At 26.3% G+C, this 18,034-nt stretch carries 16 protein-coding genes; 10 read left to right on the top strand and 6 right to left on the bottom strand.

What is annotated here, in order from left to right; all coding sequences use genetic code 11:
• Positions 1 to 10: 10 nt before the first annotated feature.
• Positions 11 to 1,060, top strand: coding sequence for a CotS family spore coat protein (locus tag AC4FQW_RS07140; RefSeq protein ID WP_303129795.1), 1,050 nt, complete (start codon positions 11 to 13; stop codon positions 1,058 to 1,060).
• 23 nt (positions 1,061 to 1,083) lie between these two features.
• Here the strand turns inward: AC4FQW_RS07140 and AC4FQW_RS07135 are convergent, their stop codons facing one another.
• On the bottom strand, positions 1,084 to 2,205 hold the full coding sequence (locus tag AC4FQW_RS07135; RefSeq protein ID WP_303129796.1) for a glycosyltransferase family 4 protein: 1,122 nt from the start codon (positions 2,203 to 2,205) through the stop codon (positions 1,084 to 1,086).
• A gap of 106 nt (positions 2,206 to 2,311) precedes the next feature.
• Between AC4FQW_RS07135 and AC4FQW_RS07130 the strand changes: the two genes are divergently transcribed.
• From AC4FQW_RS07130 to AC4FQW_RS07115, 4 genes are all read left to right on the top strand, one after another.
• On the top strand, positions 2,312 to 3,313 hold the full coding sequence (locus AC4FQW_RS07130) for a CotS family spore coat protein (protein WP_303129797.1): 1,002 nt from the start codon (positions 2,312 to 2,314) through the stop codon (positions 3,311 to 3,313).
• Between the two features lie 96 nt (positions 3,314 to 3,409).
• Positions 3,410 to 4,291 (top strand): sporulation peptidase YabG, encoded by an 882-nt coding sequence (gene yabG / locus AC4FQW_RS07125; RefSeq protein WP_303129799.1) that lies wholly within the window; start codon positions 3,410 to 3,412, stop codon positions 4,289 to 4,291.
• Positions 4,292 to 4,491: 200 nt separating this feature from the next.
• A complete protein-coding gene (locus AC4FQW_RS07120; RefSeq protein WP_303129802.1) occupies positions 4,492 to 4,728 on the top strand; it encodes a Veg family protein in 237 nt (78 codons plus the stop codon).
• A 329-nt stretch (positions 4,729 to 5,057) separates the two neighbouring features.
• Positions 5,058 to 6,620 (top strand): DUF3794 and LysM peptidoglycan-binding domain-containing protein, encoded by a 1,563-nt coding sequence (locus AC4FQW_RS07115; RefSeq protein ID WP_491148095.1) that lies wholly within the window; start codon positions 5,058 to 5,060, stop codon positions 6,618 to 6,620.
• 58 nt (positions 6,621 to 6,678) lie between these two features.
• On the opposite strand, the gene AC4FQW_RS07110 is transcribed toward AC4FQW_RS07115, so the two are convergent.
• The 5 genes from AC4FQW_RS07110 to AC4FQW_RS07090 all read right to left on the bottom strand — a co-directional run bounded on the left by AC4FQW_RS07110 (position 6,679) and on the right by AC4FQW_RS07090 (position 12,310).
• Positions 6,679 to 7,677: an ABC transporter ATP-binding protein gene (locus AC4FQW_RS07110; RefSeq protein WP_491148093.1), complete on the bottom strand. Its 999-nt coding sequence runs from the start codon at positions 7,675 to 7,677 to the stop codon at positions 6,679 to 6,681.
• A 4-nt stretch (positions 7,678 to 7,681) separates the two neighbouring features.
• The gene (locus tag AC4FQW_RS07105) at positions 7,682 to 8,641 is read right to left on the bottom strand and encodes an ABC transporter ATP-binding protein (protein ID WP_491148091.1); all 960 of its coding nucleotides are present in this window, start codon (positions 8,639 to 8,641) and stop codon (positions 7,682 to 7,684) included.
• A gap of 13 nt (positions 8,642 to 8,654) precedes the next feature.
• A complete protein-coding gene (gene opp4C, locus AC4FQW_RS07100; RefSeq protein WP_303130492.1) occupies positions 8,655 to 9,542 on the bottom strand; it encodes an oligopeptide ABC transporter permease in 888 nt (295 codons plus the stop codon).
• Between the two features lie 20 nt (positions 9,543 to 9,562).
• On the bottom strand, positions 9,563 to 10,528 hold the full coding sequence (locus AC4FQW_RS07095; RefSeq protein WP_491148089.1) for an ABC transporter permease: 966 nt from the start codon (positions 10,526 to 10,528) through the stop codon (positions 9,563 to 9,565).
• Between the two features lie 114 nt (positions 10,529 to 10,642).
• Positions 10,643 to 12,310, bottom strand: a complete 1,668-nt coding sequence (locus AC4FQW_RS07090; protein WP_491148087.1) for an ABC transporter substrate-binding protein — start codon at positions 12,308 to 12,310, stop codon at positions 10,643 to 10,645.
• 313 nt (positions 12,311 to 12,623) lie between these two features.
• On the opposite strand from AC4FQW_RS07090, the gene AC4FQW_RS07085 reads away from it, so the two are divergent.
• The 5 genes from AC4FQW_RS07085 to AC4FQW_RS07065 all read left to right on the top strand — a co-directional run bounded on the left by AC4FQW_RS07085 (position 12,624) and on the right by AC4FQW_RS07065 (position 17,913).
• Positions 12,624 to 13,469, top strand: coding sequence for a cyanophycinase (locus AC4FQW_RS07085; RefSeq protein WP_303130488.1), 846 nt, complete (start codon positions 12,624 to 12,626; stop codon positions 13,467 to 13,469).
• Complete coding sequence (gene cphA, locus AC4FQW_RS07080; protein ID WP_491148084.1) at positions 13,441 to 16,053, top strand: cyanophycin synthetase; 2,613 nt, start codon at positions 13,441 to 13,443, stop codon at positions 16,051 to 16,053. Before AC4FQW_RS07085 ends, cphA begins: the two co-directional genes overlap by 29 nt.
• A gap of 134 nt (positions 16,054 to 16,187) precedes the next feature.
• Positions 16,188 to 17,030, top strand: a complete 843-nt coding sequence (ispE, locus tag AC4FQW_RS07075; protein ID WP_303130485.1) for a 4-(cytidine 5'-diphospho)-2-C-methyl-D-erythritol kinase — start codon at positions 16,188 to 16,190, stop codon at positions 17,028 to 17,030.
• A 60-nt stretch (positions 17,031 to 17,090) separates the two neighbouring features.
• Complete coding sequence (locus AC4FQW_RS07070; RefSeq protein WP_491148083.1) at positions 17,091 to 17,573, top strand: stage II sporulation protein R; 483 nt, start codon at positions 17,091 to 17,093, stop codon at positions 17,571 to 17,573.
• Positions 17,515 to 17,913 carry a stage II sporulation protein R gene (locus AC4FQW_RS07065; RefSeq protein WP_491148082.1) on the top strand — a complete coding sequence of 133 codons (399 nt, stop codon included), beginning with the start codon at positions 17,515 to 17,517 and terminating at the stop codon, positions 17,911 to 17,913. Before AC4FQW_RS07070 ends, AC4FQW_RS07065 begins: the two co-directional genes overlap by 59 nt.
• Positions 17,914 to 18,034: the final 121 nt, after the last annotated feature.

The following is an 18,034-nucleotide window of genomic DNA, read 5'->3' as shown; positions in this document are numbered from 1 at the left end:
GAGGACTATTATGGGAAAGGATAGATACTCAGAAAGGAAAAATCTCTGTAGGTACGACCTTAGTAAAAAGTTTTTTGATGAAATAGGAATAAGTATTTTAGATGTTACACCACTTAGAAAATTATTTATGTTAACGACTGAAGATGGAAAGAAACTTTTGAAAAAAGTTGATTATAATGAAGATAAGATAAATTTCATTGGAAGATCTATTGAATATATTAATGATGATTTTAAAAATATAATGAATATGAATAAAATAAATAAAGATAAAGAATTTATAAATTGGAATGGAGAGAATTATATACTAATGGATTTAATAGAGGGAAGGGAAGCATCTATCAATAATCCATTAGAGGTTGAAATGTGTATTGATGCTGTTGCAAAATTTCATAAGGCATCTTATGGAATAATTAATTATTTAAATGCTAAAGATACTGTGTGCATATATGGAGAAGATTTGTTTAACTATTATAAAAATGCTGAAGAAGATATGTTAGATATAAAAAGATGGGTAAGTTTATATAGTTATAAAAATGATTTTGATAAGTTATTTATGGAAACTTGTGATGAGTATATATTTGAGTTATCAAAGGCTAAAGACATGCTTTGGATTAGTAATTATGATAAGCTTATAAATGACAATAAATTTATATCACTTTGTCATAATGATCTTGCAAATCATAACTTTATAATAAATGATTCAGGTGTAAATATAATAGACTTAGATTACTCAACAATTGATTTAAGAGCTTTAGATATTGCAGACTTTATATTAAAATGGATAAAAAATAGTACATTTAGTATTGAAAAATGCAAAAAGATTATAGATACTTATAATAAAGTTATACCACTTACAGAAGAAGAATATAAGCTGATATATATATTTATGAGTTTTCCAAGGGATATATATTCAATAATAAAATCATATTATCATAAAAACAAAGAATGGGATGAAGAAATATTTTTGCATAGATTTAAAACAAAATTAGAAAATGATATATTTAGAAGAAAGTTTTTAAGTGATTATAAAATGCTTTATAAAGAAGAGTTAGCTAAATAAATAAGGGTGCAGTATTTGCACCCTTATTTATTTATTATAGAATTATAAGCATTTATTGTATTTTGAGCTGTTCTTTCCCAAGAGAACTGTCTACTTCTAATAATAGACTTTTTAACCATAGCAAGTACAAGTAGACTATCACTTAAAACTCTTTCCATAGCATGACTTAATTCATGAGGGTCATTAGGATTTATAAGTAATGCAGAATCGTAACATACTTCTGGTAATGAAGTTACATTAGAAGTTATAACTGGTGTTCCACAAGCCATTGCCTCTATTGGAGGAAGACCAAATCCCTCATAAAAAGAAGGATATACTAACATTTCTGATGCATTATAAAAATAAGGTAAATATTCTAATGGGATAAAACCAGTAAATATAACATCATTAAGTACATTAAGTTCTCTAGCTCTATTTAAATAGAGATTGTATGATATCCCCTTTTTACCTGTTATAACTAACTTTGTATTTTTTCTGTAAGGTAAAGGAAGTAGAGAATATGCTTCTATAAGTCCTAATATATTTTTTCTAGGACTAAATCCACCAACATATAATATAAAATCTGATTTTATATTATATTTATTTTCTAATATTTTTTTACATTGATGCTTTCCAAGTGGTTTATAAATTTTTTCGGCAGCTAAATGAGTAACAAATATTTTTTCCATTGGAAAATTAAATTCTTTGTGTATATCTCTTTTAGAAAATTCTGAAACTGTTATAATTCCATCACATTGTTTTAGAATATTTGGCATATCATTATTAAAAATTTTTAAATATCTTTTACTAACTGTTTCAGGCATTTTTAGAGGAATTATATCATGCAATGTAATTACTTTTTTACAGTTTACATTATCAGATAATCCAACACCATTTTGGGGAACGTGATACAAATCAATATTACTATTTGATAAAATATTTGGAACTCTAACTTCATCCCAAAAATTTTCACTAAGCAGTTCATTAACCTTTTCAATTTTAAAGTTTCTATTTAAATTTTTAAACTCAGGGTTTTCAGGTGTGAAAATTAAATAATCATTATTAAAATCTATATAATTTAAGCTTTTTATTAACTGATGAGTATAAGTACCAATGCCTGTTCCTCTATACCATTTTGCAGCTCTTCCATCAATTCCAACTCTCATTATTTAATCCTTTCAAATTATTGTTAATTTTATTATATTTTTATAAGTTAGAAAGTGTTAATAAAATAAATATAATGTACATATAAATATTAAGGGGGTGGTTAAAATGATGAGAGAGTTTGAAATAGAAAGACAATTCGATATAGAAATAGAAACTCTGAAAGCGAGTAAAGGCGTATATTATTTAAAAACAAATAAAGGGGAGAGATGTTTAAAGAAAATAAATTATGGACCACAAAAATTATTATTTGTATGTGGTGCTAAAGAGCATTTAATAAAAAATGGATTTGATAAAATAGATAGATATTTTTTAAATACTGATGGAGAGCCGTATGCATTAGTAAATGAAGATTTATATACTTTATCTAATTGGATTGAAGGAAGAGAATGTGATTTTCATGAAATAGAAGATGTTAAAATTGCAGCTGAAACATTAGCTAAGTTACATGAGGCATCAAAAGGATATGATCCACCTGAAAATTCAAAATTAAAAAGTGATTTAGGCAGATGGGTAAATCTTATGCAAAAGAGAGTTAAATCACTAGATAAAATGAGAGATATGGTTAGAAAGAAGCATCATAAAAGCGATTTTGATTTAATATATATTAAGTCAATGGAATTTTATAAAGAAATGGGAAAAGAAGCATTTAATACATTAGAAAGTTCAAATTATCTTGAACTTTGTGAAATTGCTGAAAAGGATAAAAGTTTATGTCATCATGATTTTACTTATCATAATATAATAATTGATAAGAATAATGATGTTAATGTTATAGATTTTGATTATTGTAAAAGAGAAATAAGAGTATTTGATATATCAAATTTTATTACTAAAGTTTTAAAAAGAGTTGAGTGGAATTTTGAATATGCAAAATCAATAATAGAATCCTATAATAACATATCTCCATTAAGAGAAGATGAATACAAGGTTTTATATGCTTACTTACAATTTCCACAAAGATATTGGAGATTAGCTAATAGATACTATTATAATGAAGTAAATTGGGGACAAAATACTTTTGCTAAGAAGCTTCAAAATATAATAGATGAAAAAGAAAATTATTTAAATTTCTTAAGTCAATTTAAAGAAGAATATAATATTAAATAAAAAAGGGCTGTTTTTTAAGCAGCCCTATTATTTTTTAAATCATAAATCTATATTAATACATATAATGAAATAATAAATAATATTTTAGAGGGTTTTATGGTTGTAGGAGATATAGTTGTAAGAAAATCATATGATAAAGATGTAACATTTAAAGTTATAGACATAAAAGAAGAAAATGGAGAAGTACGTTATATTTTAAAGGGAATTAATATAAGAATAATAGCAGATGCTAGTGTTGATGATTTAGAAAAAGTAGAAGATGATTATTCAGCTGAAAAGGATAAAATATTAAATAGCAGAGTAAGTGCTGCATTGAAGTCTGCTATATCATCAAGAGGTGAGCTTGCTAAGCATGGTGTATTAAGAGCAAGCAAAACTATAAAAAAAGGTAAGGGAAATGATGAATTGGTTTTTGGAAGACCTGGAAAAATACTTCATGTAGATGGAGATAAGGAATATATGGATACTTGTTTAAAAGTATATAAGCAATTATCTTTAGATGCAGTAGGAGTATCAATACCAGAATGTGAACAACCTAAAAAAATTGTTGATTTAGTTAAAAGAATAAAACCAGATATAGTAGTATTAACAGGTCATGATGGTGTCTTAAGAGGAACAAGAGATTATTTAGATTTAAATAACTATAGAAATTCGATTTTTTATAGAGATGCAGTTAAGGCGCTTAGAGATTATAACTCTAGTTATGATGAACTAATAATTTTTGCAGGTGCTTGTCAAAGTTGCTATGAATGTATGTTAGATGCAGGAGCAAATTTTGCATCATCCCCAAGTAGAGTGCTAATTCATTGTTTAGATCCAGTATTTGTTTGCGAGAAGTTAGCATACACTAAAATAACTGATGTAGTTTCAATAAAGGATGTTATAGAAAATACAATAACAGGAATAAAAGGTGTTGGAGGTTTACAAACAAGAGGTAAGTACAGAGAGGGGTATCCTAAATCCGAGTATATAATATAAAAAGGAACTTTTAATAGTTCCTTTTTATATTTTAATTCCAATAAACATGTATAAAATTTAGTCTATATACAGATAATAAAAATGTAAATTAAATATCTAAAAAATATTGACATTATAAATGTAAAGTGTTAAAATAAAAATTTTACTTGAAATCAATTCAAAAAAATGGTATAATAATTAAAAGAAAGAGGGTGTTTTTTATGGAAAGTATTAAAACAATTGCTTCAATTAAAAAAAGTATTGAGGGACACCTTGGAGAAAAAGTTACCTTAAAAGCCAATGGAGGAAGAAAAAAAATCCTTGTTAATGATGGTGTTTTAGAAAGTATTTATCCAAGTATATTTGTAATAAGATTAGATGACGACACCCAAAGAACTGTGACATATAGTTATTCAGATGTGTTAACTCAAACGGTACAATTGCATTTTCCAGGTTAGAAAAAGACTTCGATTTATTTCGAAGTTTTTTTATGCAAAAAAAAGAAAGATGGTGGGTTTCCATCTTTCAACTATGGTATAAAAGGGTATTGAGAATTTATGAGAGGTTATATGGTCAATAACCACTTACTATACTACGACAAGAAACTACTTTTGTCAACAAAAAAATTAAAAAATTTTTTATAGAAATTTATAACAAAAACAATTTACCTTAAAATGGATAAAATATTTGATATTTATAAAAATAAATAAAATAATCATCACAATAGTAATACATTTTGAATATTTTTATATACATAGTAGTAGGAAGTTTATAAGGAGGAATGAAAATGTCCAAAATAGATGTTATAAAAGAGAATGTTCAGTTTGAACAGTTATTAAAGGAAAGTAATACTACAACTATGTTAAATGATGAATATTTAATACCAGATACTCATCCAGATGTAGAGAGAGTACTTATGGTAGAAGCTAATCCTTATATATTATCTAAAGAAACATTAGGAGATAAAGTAAATATAGAAGGAAAAGTTGATTATACAGTTATTTATTTAGCTAAAGAAGAAGAAATGGTAGTTTCATCAGTAAACTATTCTCAAAAGTTTAGTAATAGTTTAGATTTAGGTGAAGCTGAACATAAATTAGTATTTGAAGTAGAATGTAAGGTAGAACATATTGAAGCTCAAATAATAAATGAGAGAAAAGTTTCTATTGATGGAGTACTTAATTTTAATTGGGAAATATATAAAGGAAGAGAATTGGAATTAATAAAGGACATTGAAGGTGATGAAAGAATTGAAATACTTAAGAAAAATGAAATTATAAATAGTACTAGTGCAAATGAAAATGTTGATATAACAGGAAAGTCCATTATAAGAGTTAGTATGGATAAGCCTCAAATTGCAAAAGTATTAAAATCTAATATGGAACTTTATAAAAAGGAAATAAAAGTAGGGGAAGATAAAATATATTGTGGATGTTATTGTAAGATTTTTATGGCTTATTTAAGCAATGAAAGTAGAGAAATATATTGCTTAGAAGATAGTATATATTTATCAAAAGAATTAGAAGTTCCAGGTGTTACTCCTGATATGCAAGTTTTAGCAGATTATAATATAAAAAATAAGGACATAAATGTTCAAGAAGATGATTTAGGAGAATCAAGAATTGTTAATACAGAAGTTTTAGTTAATTGCAGTATAAAAGCTTTTTCTAAGAAAAATATTGACGTAATAACAGATGCTTATTCACCTAAGTTTCCTGTAAATATAATTAAAGATGAATATGAAATGGGTATGCTTCAAGGTATTTATAATAATGAAACAATAGTAAAGGACAATATATATATTAATGAAGGAGATATGACACCTGAAAAAATAATAACATATTCAGGTAATATTATAGTAACAGAAAAATCAGTTGTAAAAGATAAAGTTTTAGTTGGTGGTTATATAAAGGTTAATGTAATATATAAAACTAGTGATGAAGAAAATTATTTAGATAAAGTTTCAGGGGAGATACCTTTTAATATAGCTATAGAAACAGACGGAACTAATGAAAATATGAAAGCTATGGTTAAGTGTTGTATAGAAAATATGGAGGCTTCAATAGAAGCTAATACTATAGCTATAAAAGCAACTGTTATAACAACAGCAAAAGTTTTATTTGAAATTAAAAAAGAATTTATAAATGATGTAGTTGAAGGTGAGGGAGAAGAGCTTAAAAAGAAAGCAAGTATAACAATATATGTTGTAGGTGCTGGAGATACGCTTTGGAAACTTGCTAAAAAGTATAATACAACTATGGAAGAAATAATAAAATTAAATGAATTAGAAGATGTAGATAATTTACAAATTGGTGATAAATTATTAATTCCAGGTAGGTTAGTAGTTTAAAATGATGTGGAGAAGATATTTTTAAATATCTTCTCTTTTTATAATTAAAGTTAAATTGTTAGAATAAATGGCATGCTATTAAATGATTAGGTGATATTTCTTTATAACAAGGAGATTTTATTTTACAAATATCCATACAATTTGGACATCTTGTATGAAAGCGACAACCATTTGGGATATTTGTTCCATTTGGAATAGATCCTTTTAATAAAATTCTTTGTTTTTTTTCTAGAGGGTGGCTTACTGGCATTGATGAAATTAATACTTTAGTGTAAGGATGAAGTGGATTTCTTTTCAATTCATCTGTTGGTGCACTTTCTACTATTTTTCCTAAGTACATTACAGATATATCATCACAAAAATTCATAACAACACTTAAGTTATGAGATATGAAAAGATATGTAAGTGAAAGTTCTTCTTTTAAATCCAACATTAAATTTAAAATTTGAGATTGTATTGATACATCTAAAGCAGCTGTAGGTTCATCACACACTATAAATTGAGGATTAAGTGATAAAGCTCTTGCAATACAAATTCTTTGTCTTTGTCCACCACTAAATTCATGAGGATACTTATTTAAATAACTTTTATCCATTCCACATAAGTTTAATAATTCTATACATCTATTTTCAATTTCTGATGAAGGTATTATTTTGTGTTTTTTTATTCCTTCTGATATTATATTTTTAATTGTCATTTTAGGATCTAAACTTCCGTAAGGGTCTTGGAATATTATTTGCATATCTTTTCTAATGGAGTTTAGATGTGCTTTTGGAAGTTTAATATTTTTCTCAACATCAAAAATTAGTTTATTATTGAATTTTACAGTTCCTCCTGTAGGTTGTATTAAATTTAATATAGTTTTTCCTACTGTTGATTTTCCACAACCAGATTCACCAACTAATCCTAAAATCTTACCTTTTTTTATAGAAAAAGATATATCATCAATTGCTTTATTATAAAATTTACTTCTAGAAAAAAATTTATTTTTAACGGGAAAATATTTTTTTAAATTTTTTACTTCTATTAAAGTATCAATATCACTTGAATTTGTCATAAAATCACTCCTTATTAAGCCAACAACATACTGTATGATTAAAATTTATTTTTTTTATTGGAGGAGCTTTAATAAAGCATATGTCTATACATTTATCACATCTAGTATTATAAGGACAACCTTTTATATGTTCATAAGGGCTAGGAATTGAACCTTTTATAGAAAAAAATCTTTTATTGAATTTTTGTGGCATAGATTTTATAAGTGCTTTTGAATATGGATGTAATGGATTATTGAAAAATTCTAATACATCACATTCTTCAACTATTTTTCCTTTATACATTACAATTACTCTATTAGCAAGTTCTGCTATTATACCAAGGTCATGAGTGATAAATAACACTGAACAATTATTATGTGTAGTTATATTTTTTAATAAATCTAATATTTCTGCTTGAGTTGTAACATCTAGTGCTGTAGTAGGTTCATCCGCTATAATAATCTCTGGATTACACGCCATAGCAATGGCAATCATAATTCTTTGACACATACCACCACTTAATTCAAAAGGATATTTTTTTATTATTTCCTCTGGGTTAGGAATTTTTAAGTTATTTAATATTTCTAAAACTTTTTGTTTATTTTCAGTTTTTGATCCTTTTTTATGTATTTTTAAAACTTCAAGTATTTGATTACCAACTGTAAAGACTGGATTTAATGAAATCATAGGCTCTTGAAATATCATTGAAATTTTATTTCCTCTTATATTACACATTTCAGAATCAGATAACTTTAATAAATCATTATTATGAAATAATATTGAACCTTTTTCTATACATCCATTTGGCTTAGGAACTAAATTCATTATTGAGAGAGAGGTAACACTTTTTCCACTACCAGATTCACCAATTATTCCAAGAACTTCCCCTTTTTTTAAGGAAAAAGAGATATCATCAACAGCGATTATTTTACCGCAATCTGTATTAAAAGTTGTTGTAAGGTTTTTTATTTGTAGTAAATTCATTATTGTAATCTCCTTAAATTTTTATTTTAGGATCTAATGCATTTCTTAAACCATCACCTAAGAAATTTATTGATAAAACCGTTAATATTACCATAATTCCAGATGGTACCCATAGCCACCATTCATTTTGAAGAGTTTGTATATTTTGAGCAGCTGATAACATACTTCCCCAACTTGGATTTGGAGGTCTAACACCCATACCTAAGAAACTAAGTGATGCTTCAGTAAGTATTCCATCTGCAACACAAAGTGTTGAAGCAACCAAAATAGGAGATATTACACTTGGAATTAGATGTTTTATTATTATTTCCATAGAACTTAAGCCTAAAGCTTTAGCAGAGAGTATAAAATCACTTTCCTTTAAGGAAAGTATTTCAGCTCTTACTATTTTAGCTATACCTGGCCACATTAATATTCCAATTATTAATATTAAATTAAAGATATTTGGACCAACTATTGATGCAATTGTAATAGCTATAACGAAAAATGGAAAGCACATTATTATATCAATTAATCGCATTATAATAGAATCGACTAAACCACCATAATAACCGGCAATAGAGCCTATTGTAACGCCAATAATTAATTGAATAAACATAGATGCTATTCCAACAGATAGAGATATTCTGCCACTATATAAAAGTCTTGAAAATACATCTCTACCTACCTCATCAGTTCCTAATATGTGGATAGCGTTTGGTGGTGATTTTATATTATATAGGTCAGTAGTACTAGGATTATAATTTGTGATAAATGGGGCAAGTATGGAAAAAAGTGATAATAAAATAATTATTATTAATCCTAATACAGCCAATTTATTTTTGGTGAATTTTTTAATAGACATATATTTTAAAGGTGATAAATTATTTAATTTTTTTGATCTAATCTTAAGTATGTTCATAAAATTTACCTCCGTACGAATCATCTATCAAGTCTTATTCGAGGATCTGCAATTGCATATAAAATATCAGCTAATAAATTTGAAAAAACTATTAAAATAGCTAACATCATAGTTATACCCATAATCAATGGATAATCTCTATTTATAACAGCTTCATAATTTAATCTACCTATACCAGGCCAAAGAAATATAGTTTCTGTTATTAATGCACCTGAAAATAATGAGGGAATCTGCATACAAAGTATTGTTATTATTGATATAAGTGAGTTTTTAAAACCATGCTTCCAGATTGTAGCTTTTAAGCTTAACCCTTTAGCTCTAGCAGTTTGAATATAATTATTTTTAAGTACATCTATCATTGAAGATCTGCTATATCTTATAAGAGAAGCTATTTGGGTTAAAGATAAAACTATAACTGGTAAAATCATATGTTTACCAATATCAAATATTTTAGTTATTCCGCTATGGCTTGCACCTAAAGTGCTCATACCAGATGAAGGTAGAAAATTTGTATTAAAACAAAATATTTTTATAAGAATTAATCCAAAAAAGAATGTAGGAATTGATAAACCTATAAATGATAGTATAGTAGTAATATAATCAAAAATAGAGTTAGGTTTATATGATGATATTACTCCAACTAGTATTGCAATGATAGTTCCAATAGTAAAAGAAAAAATTGATAACAAAAATGTATTCCAAATTCTTGATGATATAACTGTTATAACTGGTAATTTATAATGTATAGAGTATCCAAGGTCGCCTGTAATTGCTCTAGTTAACCATTTAATATATTTCAATGGAAAAGGATCGTAATAACCTATTTTTAATAACATTTTTTCAACTGTTTCTGGTGGTATAGTTGGATCTATCATAGTTGAATAAGGATTTCCAGGTTGAAACTGAACTAATGTAAATACGATAAGGGATATACCTATTAGTATTATAATTGATGTTCCAATTCTTTTGATTATATAATTTATCATATTTTATAGACATTTATTATAAAATGAAATGTCGTAATACCTCCTTTATAATTTTGTATATATTTGAAATATATTAAAATAAAAAGAAGGGACTAAAAATCCCTTCTTTAATTATTATTCTTCTATATACCAATTTTTTATATTATTAAATTCATCGAAAGTAGAAGGTTTGAATTCTTTAAGTTTTGAGTTATACATTATTTCATTGTTTTGTACATATAAAAATGCTTCTGGAACATCTTCGTTTAATATTTTACCAAATTCAGCATAAACTTCTTTACGTTCATCTTGATTTATAGTTTCAAGGCCTTTATCTAATAAAGCATCAACTTTAGAATTTTTATATGAAACTATATTCCAACCTTGTTCACCTTTTTTATCAGAAGCTGCTTTAGAACTCCAAAATGGTTTTGGATTTGGATCAAGTGATAAAGTATTACCCATTAAATATAAATCAAATTCATGATTTGCAACTACTTGTTCCATTAGTGTTGAAAATTCCATAGAAGATAGTTTTACATTAACGCCTACTTTCTTTAAACTTTCTTGAATTATTAGAGCGGTTTGTTCTCTAGATTTTAATCCAGTAGGATATTTTAATTCAACTGTAAATTTTTCACCTTTAGAATTTTCAAGTATACCATCATTATCTTTATCAGTCCAACCAGCTTCTTTTAATAGAGATTTAGCTTTTTCTACATTGTAATTATATTCATTTAATTTAATATCTTTTGGATAAGCCCAACTAGTAGGTAATAAAGGTGTATTTATAACTTCACCATTACCTTCTAACAATTTATCTACTAAAAGTTTTCTATCTATTGCATACATAAATGCTTGTCTAACTTTTTTATCTTGGAATTTTTTTTCTCTCAAGTTAAAGCCCATATATTGGAACATATAATCAGGATAAGTTATTGTATCAAAACCATCCTTTTTTAATGCTTCTACTTCAGATTTACTCATATCATTTACATTAGCTATATCTACATTTCCATTTTTGAATTCAGCTTGTAATGTATCAGGATTAGTTACCTTTAGTATAAATTTATTGGTTTTAGCTTTTCCATTAAAATAATTATCAAATGCTTCTAATTCAACATACTGCCCTGATTCAAATTTAGATAGTTTATAAGCTCCAGAACCAACAGGGTTATTTAATAATTTAGTTTCTTTATCCCAATTTTGTACTGGTGATTTTGACCAAATATGTTTTGGGATTGGTTTTAAGTTTAATATAGCATTTAATGATGGTGAGTAAATTTTTTCAAAATGGATAGTTATAGTATTATTATCTACCACCTTTATTCCTTCAATAGATTTTGACTTTCCTTCAGTAAAAGCTCTTGCACCTTTTATATTGCCTAATTCACCAGCAGAGCCACCTGTATAGTTTGGATTTAACATGGAATATATAGTAAAAGCAACATCTTCAGCAGTTATAGGTTTATCATCATGCCATTTTGCTTTAGGATTTAATTTCAATGTTAAATCTTTTTTATTATCTGAGATTTTATAGCTTTCAGCTATACATGGTTGAATAGAACCATCTTCATTAACAATTAATAGAGGATCATATATGATATCGTTTACCTTAACGTCATATCTAGTATCGCATATTAGTGGATTAAATACACCAGTTGGAGAAGTATTTAATGCATATACTATTTTATCCTTTATTTTTCCAGTTTTTTCATCTGATTTATTGCTACAACCAGTTATTGATAATCCAACTAATAAATTAGTAGCAATTAACATAGATATTAATCTTTTGCCTCTCAAAAAAATTCCCCCTTTAGTAATCTTACAAAATAATTATATATCTATATATGTAATTATTCTATTTCAATTAATTTAATTAAATTAAAGAAAACGTTTAAATTCTTGAAAAAACTAGAAAATACTTTGTTATGCATATAAAAATTAAAATTTACTATTTATTAATGAAATTGTTATTTAGTTAATAATTAGATTATAAAGAATTTAATATATATTTTTAATATTACACGCTATTTTATAGAGGTTATAGAAATCTTTTGAATAAATAGTAATTTTGTTGGAAATAATAAAAAATGCATGATTTGAGGTGATTATTATGAAATCTAGGTTAAACTATAAGCTTATTATAATAGGTGGTGCAGAAGATAAAAAAGGTAGAAAAAAAATATTAAATGAAGTATGTGAATTAATAAATAAAGATAAAGATACATTACTTGTTGCAACTATTGCATCAGAAGTTCAAGATGAAATGAAAGATATTTATAATAAAGTATTTAATGAAATAGGAGTAAAAAACATAGAGTTTTTAAATATAGATGATAGAAAAGAAGCTTATCTAGAAGAAAATATAGAAAAAATTACTTTATCTAAACTTATATTTTTTACTGGAGGAGATCAGCTAAGAATAACCAGTCTTATAGGTGGAACGCCTATTAATGATGCTCTTTTAGACAGTTTACATAATGGAAAAATTATTGTTGGAACTTCTGCAGGAGCTTCAGTTATGAGTTCAACTATGATTTTAGAGGGGGATGATGAAGAAGCCCCTAAAAAGCATAGTATTAATATGTCACCTGGATTAGGTTTTTTAGAAAATATTATAATTGATCAACATTTTATACAAAGAGGAAGAATAGGAAGGCTTCTTACTGGTGTTGCAGAAAATCCAGAATATTTAGGGGTAGGTATTGATGAAGATACGGCTGTAATTATTGATGAGAGAAAGTTATTAAGAGTTATTGGAAATGGTGCAGTTTATATAATAGATGGAAGTAAAATAGATCATACTAATATATCAGAGCAATACAGAAATAAGCCATTAAGTATATTCAATGTAAAATTACATGTATTAATAGAAGGAAATAGATTTGATTTATTAAAAAAGATACCTTTTGAGGAGGAAGTAATAAGAGATGAGGATAACAGGGATAAGAATATTTAATGGAAGGAATATTTACTCTCATAGAAAGTGCGTGAGAATGGATGTCGATTTAGAAGGATATTCTGAAATACCAAGTAAAAAAATTAATAATTTTAATGAAATATTATTAAGAACATTACCAATTCTTAAGGAACATAGATGTGGAATAGATGTAGAAGGTGGTTTTGTAATAAGATTAAATGAAGGAACGTATCTATCACATATATGTGAACATATAATAATTGCAATTCAAAATATGATAGGATTAGATGTATCTTATGGTAAAGCTAGAGAATGTGAAGGAGAACATTATTATATTATTTATGAATATGTATATGAAGATACTGCTATTGAAGTTGGAAAGTTAGCAGTAGATTTTATTAATTCTTTAATAGAAGAAAAGGGAATTAATTTCAATGAAAGATTAGATTTAATTATTGAAAATATGAGATATGAATCCATTGGACCTAGCACAGAAGCAATAAAAAAAGCAGCTGAGGATGTTGGAATGCCGGTCTTTCAGCTTTATAACTCAGGGTATTATCAAATTGGATATGGAAAACAAGGCAGAATGATAGAAGCTACTATAGGTAATTCTACAAAATGTATAGGTGTAGATATAGCTTGTGATAAGTTATTAACTAAAAAACTTTTATGTAGTCAAAGTATACCAGTTGTTAGAGGAGAAAAAGTTTATAACATAATAAATTTATTAAAAGCAGCTGAGGATATAGGTTATCCAGTGGTTTTAAAGCCTAAATGTGGGAATCAAGGCAAGGATGTATATTTAAATATAAAAGATGAAAAAGAACTTATGCAAGTTTATAATAAGTTTAGTTTAGATAAAAAGGAAATAATTATAGAAAAATATATATCAGGAAATGATTATAGAGTTTGTGTTGTAGGTAATGAAGTTGTAGCAGTTTCACTAAGAATACCGCCTAAAGTTTATGGGGATGGTAAAAGAAATATTAGAAGTTTGGTTGAAGAATTAAATTCTGATCCTTTAAGAGGAGAAGATCATGAAAAACCTCTAACAAAAGTTAAAATTAATGAAGAAATGAATTTAATTTTAAACAAGCAAGGTTTTACTATAGATAGTGTTCCAAATGAAGGTGAGGAAATAACTTTAAGAATAAATGCCAATCTTTCAACTGGTGGAGTAGCGGTAGATTGTACTGATTTAATATGTAAAGAAAATAAAGAGTTTTGTATAAGGGCTGCTAAAGCTATTGGACTAGATATATGTGGTGTAGATATAATAGCAAAAGACATAAGTAAGCCAATAAATGAAGATGGGGCTATAATAGAAGTTAATGCAGCTCCAGGAATAAGAATGCATCATTATCCAACAAAAGGAAAAAGTAGGGATGTTGGAAAATGTATATTAAATCATATTTATGGTGGAAATCCTAGAAATATACCTTTAGTATCAATAACAGGGACTAATGGAAAAACAACTACTACAAGAATTATAGCTTATGTGTTGAAATTAATGGGTAATACTGTAGGTATGACATCAACTGATGGAATATGTATAGGTGATGAGTGTATAGATATAGGAGATGATACTGGATATGAAAGTGCAAGAGCAGTTTTATTAAATAAAGATGTAGATGTAGCTGTACTTGAAACTGCAAGAGGTGGAATGATAAGAAATGGTTTAGCATATGATTTAGCTGATGTTGGTATTATAACAAATATCACTGATGATCATTTAGGAATTGATAATATAAATACTCTTGAGGATTTAAGTTTTGTTAAATCTTTAGTTATTGAAGCTGTAAAGCCAAATGGATATTCAGTTTTAAATGCAGATGATGAGTGGAGTAAGAAACTAATAAATAGGGCTAAAGGAGAAGTAATATTTTTTGCAAAATCTAAGGATAATCCGTTGATACAAAAAAATATCAATGAAGGTAAAAAAGCAATATTCATAGAAGATAATATGTTATGTGTGATAAACAATAAAAGAAAATATAATGTTATAAACATAAATGATATACCAATAACTTTAAATGGAACTTTAACATTTAATATAGAAAATGTTCTTGGTGCTTGTTCAGTATTAGTTGGATTAGGTATAGATTATTGTATGATTGCTAGGGGATTAAGTAAATTTAAGTTAGATAGTAATCATAATTCAGGTAGATTTAATATGTATTATGTAGATGGTAAAAAAGTAGTATTAGATTACGGACATAATATTGAAGGATATAAAGCTATTTTTAAATCCTTAAAAAATATGAATTATAAAAAGTTAATTGGAGTAATAGGAATTCCGGGTGATAGAAGTAATAAGATGGCAAAAGAAATAGGAAAAATAAGTGGAGAGAATTTAGATTATGTAATAATAAAAGAAGATGCTGATAGAAGAGGTAGAGAACCTGGAGAAATTGCCAATTTAATAGAAGAAGGATTACAGGAAAGTGTTAATAGAAAAATAATATTAAATGAAGTTGAAGCTTTTAAAGAAGCTTTGAGAGTTAGTGGTGAAGGAGATATTGTTATAGTATTTTTTGAACAGCTAAATCCACTAAGAGAAGTTATTGAATTAATTAATAATAAAATAAAAGAAGATAAAGAGGATTTGGTGAATTTATAATAGTTTGAGCATATAAATTTCTTGAATGATTTCAATGAATTTTATATGCTTATTATTTTATATTACAAAAATAGACATAAAAAATCAGCTATGATAAAATATGAAATAACATTATCAGAGGGAAGGTATACATTATGAAAACTAAAGCGTATGCTAAAGTTAATATAGCATTAGATATAATTGGTAAAAGAGAAGATGGGTATCATTTATTAAGAATGATAATGCAAGCTATAGATTTATATGATGAGATAACAGTAGATAAAATAAAAAGAGGAATAAAAATAAGCTGTAATAAACCGTATGTTCCAACAGATGAAAGGAATTTAGCTTATAAAGCAGCTAAGTTATTTATAGAAGAATTTAATATAGACTGTGGAGTAAACATAAATATAAAGAAAAATATACCTGTATCGGCTGGTTTGGCTGGAGGAAGCACAGATTGTGCAGCTGTATTAAAATTAATGAATGAATTATTTAACACTAAACTTACTGAAAAACAACTTATGGATTTAGGGGTAAGACTTGGTGCTGATGTTCCCTATTGTATAGTAGGTGGTACAGCTTTATGTGAAGGGATAGGAGAAAAATTAACTAAGTTAAAATCTTTCAAAGATAAAATATTAGTTTTAGTAAAACCACCATTTGGTGTTTCAACTAAAGGTGTATATCAAGAATTTGACCTTTCAAAAGTTGTATTTCATCCAAAGGTAGAAAATCTTATAGAGGCAATGGGGAATGATAATTTAGAATTTGTATCACAAAATATGAAAAACTTACTTGAGAATGTAACACTTTCTAAATATAAAGAGATTGTATCAATAAAACAAAGTATGATGGAAAATGGGGCTATAGGTAGTATGATGAGCGGTAGCGGTCCAACTGTTTTTGCATTTTTTGATGATATGCTTAAAGCTCAATTATGTTTTGAAAATATGAAGAAAAAATATAAAGATGTATTTATAACAAGAACTATATAAAATAAATGTATAAAACTCTCTTTAATGGTAATAATGATTACTAGATAAGGGGGTTTTATTATGAAGAAAGTTATATTTGGTATTATGTTTGGGGTTATATTTGTTTTAAATTTTAGTACAAGCTATTTTGAAAGTAGTGCAAAGGTAAAAGATAACTTAAATAATGAAGTAATATATGATTATGATAAAATTAAAGATGAGATTATAAGATTTCATGTTATAGCGAATAGTGATAGTGAAAAGGATCAAAAATTAAAACTTGAAATTAGAGATGAAGTTATAAAATATTTAGAGCCAAAGTTAGCTCAATCAAAAAGTATAAATCAATCAAGGAAAATAATAAAAGAAAATGATAAGAAGGTTAAAGAAATAGCTAAAAATGTGGTTAAAGATAAAGGATATAATTATAAGATAGATAGTCAATTATCAAAAGAAAATTTTCCAGAAAAGGTTTATGGTAACATAACATTACCTCAAGGTGAATATGAAGNTAGCTCAATCAAAAAGTATAAATCAATCAAGGAAAATAATAAAAGAAAATGATAAGAAGGTTAAAGAAATAGCTAAAAATGTGGTTAAAGATAAAGGATATAATTATAAGATAGATAGTCAATTATCAAAAGAAAATTTTCCAGAAAAGGTTTATGGTAACATAACATTACCTCAAGGTGAATATGAAGCTTATAGGATACTTATAGGAGATTCGGTTGGGCAGAATTGGTGGTGTGTAATGTTTCCACCATTATGTTTTGTTGATGTAACTAAAGGAGAGGTTGCGTATAATGAAACTGAAAAGAGAATGGATGAAATAGTACAAAAAGAAGAAAAAGAAAATTATAATTTGAAATTTAAGTTTATAGAAGTATTAAAAGATGTGTTTTAATATTATGTTATATTAAAATTTAACTTGATAAAACTAAAGAAGAATCATAAACTATAATTTGTAACAATTTATGAATTTAAAATATGTAGTTTTGAATTATGTGAAATATAGGAGGAAAATT

The sequence above is a fragment of the Clostridium sp. TJA085 genome (assembly GCF_058310235.1).
The sequence above is the reverse complement of the archived record's forward strand: the minus strand, read 5'-3'. Positions and strand labels throughout refer to the sequence as shown.

What these genes read in the sequence shown, in the direction of transcription:
- AC4FQW_RS07140 (WP_303129795.1), top strand. Translation starts at nt 11, where the DNA reads ATGGGAAAGGATAGATACTCAGAAAGGAAAAATCTCTGTAGGTACGAC.
- AC4FQW_RS07135 (WP_303129796.1), bottom strand. Translation starts at nt 2,205, where the DNA reads ATGAGAGTTGGAATTGATGGAAGAGCTGCAAAATGGTATAGAGGAACA.
- AC4FQW_RS07130 (WP_303129797.1), top strand. Translation starts at nt 2,312, where the DNA reads ATGATGAGAGAGTTTGAAATAGAAAGACAATTCGATATAGAAATAGAA.
- yabG (WP_303129799.1), top strand. Translation starts at nt 3,410, where the DNA reads ATGGTTGTAGGAGATATAGTTGTAAGAAAATCATATGATAAAGATGTA.
- AC4FQW_RS07120 (WP_303129802.1), top strand. Translation starts at nt 4,492, where the DNA reads ATGGAAAGTATTAAAACAATTGCTTCAATTAAAAAAAGTATTGAGGGA.
- AC4FQW_RS07115 (WP_491148095.1), top strand. Translation starts at nt 5,058, where the DNA reads ATGTCCAAAATAGATGTTATAAAAGAGAATGTTCAGTTTGAACAGTTA.
- AC4FQW_RS07110 (WP_491148093.1), bottom strand. Translation starts at nt 7,677, where the DNA reads ATGACAAATTCAAGTGATATTGATACTTTAATAGAAGTAAAAAATTTA.
- AC4FQW_RS07105 (WP_491148091.1), bottom strand. Translation starts at nt 8,641, where the DNA reads ATGAATTTACTACAAATAAAAAACCTTACAACAACTTTTAATACAGAT.
- opp4C (WP_303130492.1), bottom strand. Translation starts at nt 9,542, where the DNA reads ATGAACATACTTAAGATTAGATCAAAAAAATTAAATAATTTATCACCT.
- AC4FQW_RS07095 (WP_491148089.1), bottom strand. Translation starts at nt 10,528, where the DNA reads ATGATAAATTATATAATCAAAAGAATTGGAACATCAATTATAATACTA.
- AC4FQW_RS07085 (WP_303130488.1), top strand. Translation starts at nt 12,624, where the DNA reads ATGAAATCTAGGTTAAACTATAAGCTTATTATAATAGGTGGTGCAGAA.
- cphA (WP_491148084.1), top strand. Translation starts at nt 13,441, where the DNA reads ATGAGGATAACAGGGATAAGAATATTTAATGGAAGGAATATTTACTCT.
- ispE (WP_303130485.1), top strand. Translation starts at nt 16,188, where the DNA reads ATGAAAACTAAAGCGTATGCTAAAGTTAATATAGCATTAGATATAATT.